Raw genomic sequence first — 10,991 nt, forward strand, 5'->3', positions numbered from 1 at the left:
AAGTTCCTTATCTAAGCGTTCTAAGCAATGAGCCAAACTCTCTGTAAAGACCTTACTCATCAAACTCATTATTTCTGTTTCTAACTCAGATAAATGTTTACTAGTCTTTAAAATTTTTCCAATCTTTGTTACAATAGTCATAGGTTCTATATCCTTTTGGGTTATTTCGTCATTTCCTAGGATATAGGACTTTTTTTATTTTGAAAACATGTAAACGTTTTTCCGAGTATTATTTTACACTAACAACTCATACCTTATACTCTTTTAATATCAAAATGATAGACGTCAGTTTCGACTTACCTCCCCTTAGCACTGCCTTCGTCTCACTTCCTTGTCTGATTTTGATATTATTTGAGTATTATTCCATATTTTGGGTAAAGAAAAAAGCCAGATAACTGACTTTTTTGGCTCTATTTAAAAAGAAATTTCCCACCATATATCCAAAAATAACCATAGGCCAAGATTGAAATGGGCTTACAAATAAGAATTATAGTAAGAAATTTTCGATAAGACATCTCACTCAAGCCTGTTATCATGACCATAACATCTGCCGGTGCCAGTGGTGAAATCATATTTAGAATAAAAAAACGTTCATAGGTTGGGCTGAATAATCTTCTCTCGTAATGATAATAAGTCTTGTCATCGATAAAGAGCAAGATAAACATCTTACCATAATGTCTTGTAAGAGCAAATAAGATGATACTTCCAAGTACAATGCCTACATAATTTAAAATAAATCCAAGAACTGGTCCAAAAGCCATGAAACCAACTACAGTCGTCACACCACCAGGAATAATAGGAATAACAACCTGAATAATTTGTAAAAGTAAGAAGGCAAAAGCACCAAGTAACATACGATTTGTCAGAAGCTGACTCAACGCCTCTGGATTCTTAAGGATATCCAATCCTCTAACCAAATATACCAAAAAAGTAATGGTCAGTAGAATTGAGAAGATACTAAGTCCCTTAAAGAACTTCTTCCAAAAAACATACACCTGACCACCTCCTTTAAACAAGATACAAAGGCGTATGCAACACAAAGCAAATTAGGAAAGCTGACGAAGACGCTTTTGCGTCTAGGAAGTCTTTATCTATTTGCACAGTGTCGTAGCCGTGTTCAATTACACAAGATACAAAGTCGTATGCCTGATGATTGGTGACGGGCGCATTACACCTCGTCACCAAACGAAACTGCCTATAAGCAGTTTCTACATCCAGCATTAGCTCGATTTTCAAAAATTATCGTTTTGAAAATCTCACGTTACCGACACAAAGCAAATTAGGCGGTAAGTCAAAAATCTGTGATTTCGTTGACACACCCCCGTCAGGACGACTAGGACTTTCATAGCCTATAGGCGTAGAAAGTTCAGACGTCTACGACAAGAAAGCTGACGAAGACGCTTTGGGCGAAATCTTCGATTTCTTCATTCCCAACTTAGAACAGTCTATCCCCAGACTGTTCTAACGTCTAGGAAGTCTTTATACCTAAAGGTATCCACGACTGTAATCAACTAAAGTTGAAACAGGCGCGTATCTATTTGCACAGTGTCGTAGCCGTGTTCAACGTGCTAAGAATGATTGTTGCTAAAGCAAGTAATCATTCTACGGCAATCGCTATTTTGCGAATTGCCTAAGCACCTCATTAGCTCGAAACAAAAATAATGTCGATTTTAGTTTCTCACGTCACAATATAACATTATTGCTTGATAGTAAAAATCATTTAGTTTAGATATGGTGACGGTTGCCTTTATAATCACCTGCAGCAGTTGTTACTCGTAACGAAGTGCTTCGATTGGGTCTAATTTACTTGCTTTGCTAGCCGGAAGAATACCAAAAATCATACCAATTAGAGCAGAGAAGGCTAAACTTCCAAGTGCAACTTTTATAGAAATAGCTGGCTTAATACTTTCAATACTACCATCTAGAGCTGCTGTCACTGCAAAGGCCAAGCCCAAACCAATCAAGCCCCCAAGTAAAGTCAAGACCATTGACTCAATTAGGAACTGTGTCAAGATATTTCTTCTGGTTGCCCCTAGAGCTTTACGCAATCCAATTTCTCTAGTTCGTTCGGTAACAGATACCAACATAATATTCATGACACCTATACCACCAACTAGTAGAGAAATACCTGCAATAGCTCCAATAACAGTTGTCATAATGCTATAGGCCGAATTGATTTCTTCAATATCTTTGGACATGTCGTAAGTCGTATATTCTCCAGTCTTAACTCCTGACAATCGTGTCATCTCACTTGCAGCTTGGTCTGAAATGGCTGTTGAATCTTTAACATCTTCAACGTGGATATAGACAGCTCCTGCTTCATCTGTTCCAAATTCAGCTGCCAATTGTGTATTTGTCATAATGGCATTACCTTCAGAGCCCATACCGTAAAAGGCAGAGCCAGCATTTGGATCTTCATAAACTCCAACAACTAAATAAGATTTCGACCCTACAGAAACTTGACGATTCAGAGCAGAGTCATTATCACCGAAAAGTTTTTGAGCTAACTTGGTATCTAACATGATGATACGTGCAAATTGAGTATAATCGGTAGCTCTAAAACTTCTTCCAGCTAATATTTTGAATTTCTTGACATCAAAATAGGTACTGTTAACTCCTGTTATGTTAACATTATCTGCTTTTTTCTTATCTAGAGAAACAGTGGATGTTGTTGAATTAGTAATATAATAACTCTCTGTGCCAGGAACGGTCTTTACAATTTCTTTAAGCCACTCTTCTTGTATTTTAGGACCTGTATCACTTGAAGAAAGAAGACCAAATAAACTTGCTCCTTGGTCGTCTTCTGAATCTTTTGAAACATAATAGATTTGAATATCTTGTCGGTCTGCTGAGAACATGCTGGTAACCTGCGCTGCCATTCCCTGACCCAAAGCCATAATGACAACAACTGAAGCTACACCTATGATAATTCCAAGCATAGTTAGGAAGGACCGCATCTTGTGCCCAAGTACAGAAGAAAGGGCAAATTTCCAATTTTCCATCACCGTCCTCCTTACTCTATTCTAACACTTTCAGTGGTATCTTTGGTGATTTCACCGTCACGGATAACGATTTTACGTCTGGCGTAATCGGCAATTTCTGGTTCGTGTGTAACCATGATAATGGTTTTTCCTTCCCGATTAAGTTCCGTTAAAAGCTCCATGATTTGCTCACCAGTCTTGGTATCCAAAGCACCAGTTGGCTCATCCGCAAGGATAATAAAGGGATTATTAACCAAGGCCCTAGCAATTGCTACACGTTGCTTCTGCCCGCCTGATAATTCTGATGGCAAATGATTCATGCGCTCGCTTAATTCCACTTTTTCTAAAAATTGCTGCGCTAGTTGTCGACGTTTGCTGACACCTAATCCAGCATAAATTAAGGGAATCTCAACATTTTGCCAAGCTGATAATTTTGAAAGGAGAAAGAATTGTTGAAAGACAAAGCCAATTTCCTGATTTCTAACTTTTGCCAATTCTTTGTCATTTAATTCTGAAACGTGGGTTCCGTTCAGATAATAATCTCCTGAAGTTGGACGATCTAGCAGACCAATGATATTCATTAAGGTTGATTTCCCAGAACCTGATGGTCCCATGATGGCTAGAAATTCTCCTTCTTCAACCGTCAAATCAATACCTTTCAAAACTTGTAACTCTTGGTCACCATTGCGGTAGCTTTTAACAATATTATCGAGTTGAATTAAGACTTTTTTTCCATCTGTCACTATTCTTTCACCTCGGATTCTTTACTGCTTTCTTCAGTCACAGTATCATCAGAAATAAGATTTTCAATTGTTTGACCTTCTTTTAAAGAGTCGTCTGGATTAGTAATGACAACTTGGCCAACTTCAAGTCCTGTTAAAATTTCTTGTTGTTTAGCGTCAGCATTTCCCAAAGTAACTTCTACTTTCTGAATCTTACCGGTATTCTCATCATAAACCCAGACATAATTCTTTTCGTTATCTGTGACAAGAGCTGTAACAGGTACTAGCTTGCGTTTGTTTTCATTGACAACTTCTACTGAGACACTGAACCCTTGTTTAAGAGCTCCCAATTCACTTGTGATATCAACTTTGTATTCATAAGCCGCACCTGAATTAGAAGCTGAGGCTGAGCCTTGATCATCATTCTGAGTAGGATAGTTTGAAATATAGGAAATTTTTCCTGTCCACTCTTGATCAGGATAAACTTTAGATTTGATTTTAACAGCTTGATCCTTTTTTAGGTTTGCTAAATCATACTCGGTTACAGTTCCTTTAATCTGAAGTTGTCCTTCAGTGGCAACGTGAACCAGAACCTGACTGTTCTTTGAATTTGGATCAATATCATTATTTACTTCAACGACAGTTCCTGAAACATCACTCAAGAAAATAGTTTGGTTTATTGCTTCTTGAGCTTTATCAACCTCTGCTTGAGCATCTGCATAAGAGTCGTTTAGATCTTGTAATTGTTGCAAATATTGGGCATTTTGCTCTTCAGATGGCTGTTGTGTAATAGTTGTTTCTTCCCCGGTTTCCTCATCAACAGATGTTGTTGTAGTTGGAAGATTTCCATAAGTTTTAAGGTAATTAATCTGTCTTCCAACCTTGTTCAGATTACGTACTGCCGTATCATAGGCAGATTGTGCTGTTGCAGTGTCATATTGAACTAATTGCTGACCCGCGGTGATTTGATCTCCAACAGACACTGTAGCTTTGGCACTTGATCCTTTGGCTGCATCAAAATAAACATATTGCTCATTCAAAGCTTTGACAGTTCCTGAAAGCAGAGTGGACGAGGCAATTGTACCTTCAGTTACATTAGCTGAACTATATGAAACCTTAACTTCTTCACTTGTATTTTTCTGTTGCATCCAGAGAATTCCCGCTGTAGCAAGAATACAGACAGAGGCAACTCCTGCAATAATCCCTTTTGTCTTATTAGACATTTTCTTTTTGTTTTTTCTAGACATAATCTCCTCCAACTATTGTACTGTTATTATAAGACAAGTATAAAGACTTTATATCTCTTTGTCAAGAAATAATCCATCAGAGCTTAGAAATTCAGTCCTTAGACCGATTCTTTTTCGTTTAGAGCTATACTCTCTCACACCCTAATTGTATCTTATTTTAGACACTTCTCCACTTACAGTTTTGTAAGAAAAAACGCCTGAATCTTTCAGACGTTTGTGAGTATTCTCAAAGAGCTTCCAAGCCTACCATGTACCAATTAAAGTTTGCATGGTTAAACTAACTATGGAGATAGCAAGCCAGCAGGCTGCTCCCAGTCCGAGAGCTGGTCCGCCAGTCTTGATGAGTTTAATGGGATTGGTGTTGAGTCCAATTGCTGCCATGGCCATAACGATGAAGAATTTTGACAGTACTTTCAAATTAGCAAAGATGGCTGTATCCATACCTGAACTTGTCACTACTGTTGTGACAACCGATGCTAAGAGAAAATAGAGGACAAACATAGGAAATGCCTTCTTAAAACTGAAGGTTCCCTGACCTGCTCTGCTATTTCCCGAAGCCTTAAAGGCTTGATAAAAGGATAAGCCTAGCGTAATGGGGATGATAGCCAAGGTTCTGGTCAACTTGACAATGGTAGCCGTGTCAAGGGTGTTGGAATTGTGGATGGCATCCCAAGCCGTGGCTGTCGCTGTGACCGAGGAGGTATCGTTGACCGCCGTTCCCGCAAAGATGGCAAAGCCTTGATTTGAAAGCCCAAGCCAATCTCCAAGGGTTGGGAAAATGAGCGCTGCTAGAATGTTGAAGAGGAAAATGACCGAAATAGCTGTTGCCACTTCATCATCTTTTGCCTTGATAACAGGAGCTGTCGCTGCTATGGCAGATCCTCCACAAATGGAAGAGCCAACCCCAATCAAAGTCGCAATGTTTAAATCAATGTGAAATGCTTTTTGCAGGATGTAAGCCAAAATGAGCGAGGTCAAAATAGTGCTGATAATAATGGGTAAGGAAGTCAGCCCAACTGACATGACTTGAGACAGATTGAGACCAAAACCAAGCAAAACAACAGCCGTTTGCAGGATATATTTAGAAGTGAAGGCAATTCCCACACTTGTTTTGTTGCGGTTTGTATGAAAATAACCGATTACCATACCAAGTAAGATGGCGAAAACTGGCGCTCCCACCAAAGGAAGATATTGACCAAGAATCCATGCTGGCAAGGCAATGAGCAAAGCCAGGAAGACGCCAGGGATTTTTTTCTTAATTGTTGACATATAAAACTCCTTTGCCCTCCTATTATAGACCTGTTGGCTGAGTTTGTAAAATCCGTTTTAGTTGTCCAACAATTTTTGAAGTTCCTCGTAATCCTTGACGGTATAGGTGGGAATGGCAGAGCTACTGTTGCCTTTTTTCTCAGGATTGTACCAGACGGTGTCAATACCGGCATTGTTTCCGCCTTGAATGTCGGCTAAAAGACTATCGCCAATCATCAGCGCTTTGCTATGATTAAAAGAGTCAACATCAGAAGCAATCCAGTCAAAAAAAGCTTTGTCGGGCTTTTGAAGACCTGTCGCACCAGAAATGAAGACTTGCTCAAAGAGACCGTCGATATCTGAAGCCAGAAGACGTCCTTCCTGAATAAACTGAATACCATTGGTTGCAGCTAAGAGGCGGTATCCTTCTCCATTTAAATCTGTCAAGAGCTCACGCGCACCAGTAAAGGTCTGACCTTGCTGGCTGAGAAATTCCTGATAACGAAGAGCAAAAGCTTTGCCGTCAACATCATGGCCAAAATGAGCAAAGAGACGAGAAAAACGGGTATTAATAAGCTCATCTTTGGTGATTTTCTTCAAAGTCAAATCATCCCAAAGGGCCTTGTTCATGGGAATATAAAAATCCTTATAATCCTGCACATCAGAAACACTCGCTTCCAACAAAAGCTCAGTCAAAGCAACATCCTCAGCAGCATCAAAATCAAGAAGAGTGTGGTCAAGGTCGAAAAGTAAAAATTTGTAAGACAAGGTAGGGGTCCTTTCGTGGGGGTCTGGGGATATTATAGCATAAGAGTGAGAAAGATACATGTTTCAATAGGGCCAGTCACTACTAATTTTTTTAAAAAATGACTCATATCTCCTATGAGCCCATTCACAATCAAACCCTATCTTTCAGCTTTTCCACAAAGAGATAGGCAGCTGGGCAGGTAAGTGTGTTTTTGATAGTCAAGTGGTTAATTTGATAGATTTTCTTTCGATCGGTGTGTGGGAATTCACGACAAGCTTTGGGGCGTACATCATAAATCGAGCAAAGATTATCTCCACCTAAGAATGGACAGGGCATCGATTGAAAAACCTTATCTCCATCCTCATCAACACGTAGGTACATGTCCTCAAAAACAGGGAGTTTCATGCGAAAAACTTTTGCAATTCGTGTGATATCTGCTTCTGTAAAAAGTGGGCCAAGCGTTTTACAGCAATTTGCACACTCTGTACAATCTATTTCTGCAAAAACTTCTTGGTGAACTTCTTGCACAATTTTATCTAAATTCTTAGGCGCCTTCTTTTTAAGTGTTGCTAAAAATTTACGATGCTCTCCTTGTTTTTGTAGAGCAAGCTGACGATACTTTTCAAGGTCCATACTGGTATGTAAATTCCTTTTCTTTTCCAAATTTCAAATGTGACATCATGAATAGGTTTAATGGTCACTGTCCATAGCAAGTTTAAAATGATTGAAAATATTTGCATCACACTTCAAACCGCATGACAACAAAAATTGCCAACCAATCCATTATAACATAGTACCTTTTTTCATCATAGGCATATTATATTCAAAGAAAAACAAAATCAGACGAGGCAAGCTGGCTAAGGTCTAGCTGGAGGTAGGCGAGGAAACTGAACGCTGTATCCTTTTAATTTTAAAAGAGAATAAAACCAAAAAGAAAGCAAATCTAACGTTTAAAAATGACAAAAATCCCTTAAGATAGATTTTGTACTCATCCATCTTAAGAGACACGTTTTATCGACTTATTTCTTTATAATACTTGCAATAACTTTGAAGAGGACAAGTCTCACACTTAGGATTCTTAGCCAAGCAGTGATAACGTCCAAAGAAAATTAAGCGATGATGCGTGACAATCCAATCTCTTTTAGGAATCTTCTTCATCAAATCTTGCTCAATTTCGGAAACATCAGCATCAGGTGCTGAAATATTTAATCGTTTTGCAATCCTTGAAACATGGGTATCAACAGCAATTGACGGAATACCGTAAACCTCTCCCAAGACAACATTAGCCGTTTTCCGTCCAACACCAGGAAGAGTCTCCAATTCTTTATGAGTCTTAGGAACCCGACCATCAAAATCTCGTAAAACAGCACGCGCTGTCTTAATAATATTCTTTGCCTTGTTCTTATATAACCCAATAGTGCGCAAGCTATTTTCAACATCAAGAAGATTCGCATGAGCCAAGTCCTCAATCTCAGGATACTTGGCCCAGAGACCAGGTGTCACTTTATTAACAGCCTTATCCGTTGTCTGAGCCGACAAAATAACTGCAACTAGCAATTGAAATGGTTTTTCCCTATCCCACTCCAACTCACCATGAGCATCTGGAAACATCTCGCCAATAATAGCTAAAACCTTTTTTAAACGCTCTCTACCGATTCTCATTGATCACTCCACAAATTCATGGCAGACAAGAAATCGTCCGAAACAGAAACTTTTGGACTCTTAGCTTCCTCACGCTCCTGACGACGCTCCTCAACCTGACGCAAAGTCGTAATCCCCTCACGACGCCAATTGCGCAAAATCGCATTAATATAATTCCAATTTGTCTTACCATTAAAGACCGCTTCACGTAAAGCTGCTCGCACCAAATCTGGCTCCGCCTTATCGTCCTTGAGCGTTTTTTGAAGATCCTCTAGTTCAAATGGGCTGAGCATCCTACCAAGTTCACGTTCAAAATCTTCTACAAGATCTTTTAAGCTATTACCTTCCTCAGCTGGCGCAAGCGTATCAGAATCCTCCTCGAGAAGAGCATCCAACTTCGCCAATACAGGACTAGCGTCAAAAATGACCTCAATCTCGCCACCAAGTTCGATAGTCTTCATATCTAAAAGCCCTTGAGCAGTTAAATTTGAAATTAGACGATTGACCTCTGCAACTGTTTTGTCCATAGCAGTTGCAATTTGACTTGGTGCCAAATCATCCAATCGCGTTGTATTTTGTAAATAAAAGAATTGCCAGACTAAAAATTCATCCGAAGATTTAAAAATATCTTTATAGTGAAACAGTAAGGCAGCCGGTAAGACCAGATTGCCAGATTGATAATTTTCTAAAAAACTCATTGATTTCCTCTATAGATAACCGAAAAATGAATAATCCGTTTCCAGTTCTTCCAATTGATATGGGGTTTCTTGATAAACACCGTAGTTTAGCCAATTGCTAAAGAATGTAGTAGCAGCTAGATTCCAACGCATCTTGATATTTTCTGCTGGGTTATCATCTTGATAATAATTCTCTGGGACATCTGGATTTTTACCAGCCAAAACATCTCGCTGATATTCCTTGTCTAAGGTATCACGGTCATACTCCAGGTGCCCAAAACTAAAGACCTCACGCAAATCTTTTGTCGCCAAAATCGACAGCCCAACTTCTTCACTTGCCGCAATAATATCAAGACTCTCTAATTTCTCAACATCAGAAACCAAAACCTCTGTATAACGAGAATGCGGTGCCATAAAACTATCATCAAAGCCATGCATAAGCGGGTTGCCATTATCTTTCACATCTTGTGAAAAAATACCAGATAATTTACGGGACATCAAAACCTTGTCTACACCATATTTATAATACAATCCAGCTTGTGCTCCCCAACAAAGATGTAAGGTTGAGTAAACGTGGGTCTTTGACCAATCAAAAATCTCACATAACTCTTCCCAATAATCAACCTCTTCAAATGCCAGGGTTTCAACAGGAGCACCTGTAATAATTAAACCATCATAATATTTATGTTTAATATCAGAAAATGTCTTATAAAATGCTTCAAGATGCTCAGCCGCAGTATTCTTGGACTCATGACTTTCCATGTAAAGAAAATCGACATTAATCTGGAGAGGTGTGTTTGCCAAAAGTCGAAGCAACTGCGTTTCGGTTGCTTCTTTGGTCGGCATTAGATTCAAGATTAAAACCTCCATAGGACGAATATCTTGATGTCTCGCTCTGCTATCATCCATAATGAAGACATTTTCAGAACGTAGTATATCGAGTGCCGGCAAGGCTTTATCAAGTTTAATTGGCATAAAAATATCTCCATTTCATACAATATCTTTCTTAATATTATAGACCATGGAGATATAGTTTTCAATTATATAAATTCTTTAGTTAGCTATAGTTAAGAACTATAGCCAATAATAAGCATTTCTGATAATCCTAAGATAAGATGCCAGTCAAAAATAGCTATTTTTTAGCCAGGGAAATTCATCAAGACTTTTGTGTCGTAGCCTTCGATGGCTTTACGTCCATTAAGGCCGTCCAATTCAATAAGGAAGGCACATCCAGCAACGACTCCGCCAAGGCGTTCAATCATTTCGATTGTCGCTTTAACAGTACCACCTGTTGCCAAAAGATCATCAACGATAAGGACACGTTGTCCTGGTTTGATGGCATCAGCATGCATGCATAGCGTATCAATACCATATTCTTTTTCGTAGTCAGCAGAAATAACTTCACGTGGCAATTTACCTGGTTTACGCACTGGCGCAAAACCAACACCAAGTTCAAAAGCAACTGGACAGCCAACGATGAAACCACGAGCTTCTGGACCAACAATCATGTCAATTTTTTTGTCAGTAGCATATTGTACGATTTCACGTACAGCATAGCTATAAGCATTTCCATCAGCCATAAGTGGTGAGATATCACGGAACGTCACACCTTCTTGTGGGTAGTTTTCAATTGAAGCAATATAATTTTCTAAATCCATTTTTTCTTCCTATCGGCATTTGCCAAAAAATAATTTTTACAATCTATTGTATCATACTTTTTCATTTTG

Annotated in this window: 11 protein-coding genes; all 11 read right to left on the reverse strand. The window is 38.9% G+C overall.

What is annotated here, in order from left to right; all coding sequences use genetic code 11:
- Positions 1 to 410: 410 nt before the first annotated feature.
- The 11 genes from F601_RS0108825 to F601_RS0108875 all read right to left on the reverse strand — a co-directional run bounded on the left by F601_RS0108825 (position 411) and on the right by F601_RS0108875 (position 10,922).
- Positions 411 to 995 (reverse strand): VTT domain-containing protein, encoded by a 585-nt coding sequence (locus F601_RS0108825; protein ID WP_018165317.1) that lies wholly within the window; start codon positions 993 to 995, stop codon positions 411 to 413.
- Between the two features lie 774 nt (positions 996 to 1,769).
- A complete protein-coding gene (locus F601_RS0108830; protein ID WP_018165318.1) occupies positions 1,770 to 3,002 on the reverse strand; it encodes an ABC transporter permease in 1,233 nt (410 codons plus the stop codon).
- Between the two features lie 11 nt (positions 3,003 to 3,013).
- Positions 3,014 to 3,724 (reverse strand): ABC transporter ATP-binding protein, encoded by a 711-nt coding sequence (locus F601_RS0108835; protein WP_018165319.1) that lies wholly within the window; start codon positions 3,722 to 3,724, stop codon positions 3,014 to 3,016.
- Complete coding sequence (locus F601_RS0108840) at positions 3,724 to 4,950, reverse strand: efflux RND transporter periplasmic adaptor subunit (protein ID WP_018165320.1); 1,227 nt, start codon at positions 4,948 to 4,950, stop codon at positions 3,724 to 3,726. Before F601_RS0108840 ends, F601_RS0108835 begins: the two co-directional genes overlap by 1 nt.
- Before the next feature lie 243 nt (positions 4,951 to 5,193).
- Complete coding sequence (locus F601_RS0108845; protein WP_018165321.1) at positions 5,194 to 6,219, reverse strand: YeiH family protein; 1,026 nt, start codon at positions 6,217 to 6,219, stop codon at positions 5,194 to 5,196.
- A gap of 57 nt (positions 6,220 to 6,276) precedes the next feature.
- Positions 6,277 to 6,966, reverse strand: coding sequence for a pyrimidine 5'-nucleotidase PynA (pynA, locus tag F601_RS0108850; protein ID WP_018165322.1), 690 nt, complete (start codon positions 6,964 to 6,966; stop codon positions 6,277 to 6,279).
- A gap of 130 nt (positions 6,967 to 7,096) precedes the next feature.
- The gene (locus F601_RS0108855; RefSeq protein ID WP_018165323.1) at positions 7,097 to 7,579 is read right to left on the reverse strand and encodes a YkgJ family cysteine cluster protein; all 483 of its coding nucleotides are present in this window, start codon (positions 7,577 to 7,579) and stop codon (positions 7,097 to 7,099) included.
- A 378-nt stretch (positions 7,580 to 7,957) separates the two neighbouring features.
- Complete coding sequence (nth, locus tag F601_RS0108860) at positions 7,958 to 8,608, reverse strand: endonuclease III (protein WP_018165324.1); 651 nt, start codon at positions 8,606 to 8,608, stop codon at positions 7,958 to 7,960.
- Entirely contained in the window at positions 8,605 to 9,285 is a 681-nt protein-coding gene (locus tag F601_RS0108865) for a DnaD domain-containing protein (protein ID WP_018165325.1), read from the reverse strand. Before F601_RS0108865 ends, nth begins: the two co-directional genes overlap by 4 nt.
- A gap of 9 nt (positions 9,286 to 9,294) precedes the next feature.
- Entirely contained in the window at positions 9,295 to 10,239 is a 945-nt protein-coding gene (metA, locus tag F601_RS0108870; RefSeq protein ID WP_018165326.1) for a homoserine O-acetyltransferase MetA, read from the reverse strand.
- A gap of 164 nt (positions 10,240 to 10,403) precedes the next feature.
- The gene (locus tag F601_RS0108875) at positions 10,404 to 10,922 is read right to left on the reverse strand and encodes an adenine phosphoribosyltransferase (protein ID WP_018165327.1); all 519 of its coding nucleotides are present in this window, start codon (positions 10,920 to 10,922) and stop codon (positions 10,404 to 10,406) included.
- Positions 10,923 to 10,991 lie beyond the last annotated feature (69 nt).

The organism is Streptococcus henryi DSM 19005 (genome assembly GCF_000376985.1).
GTDB lineage: Bacteria > Bacillota > Bacilli > Lactobacillales > Streptococcaceae > Streptococcus > Streptococcus henryi.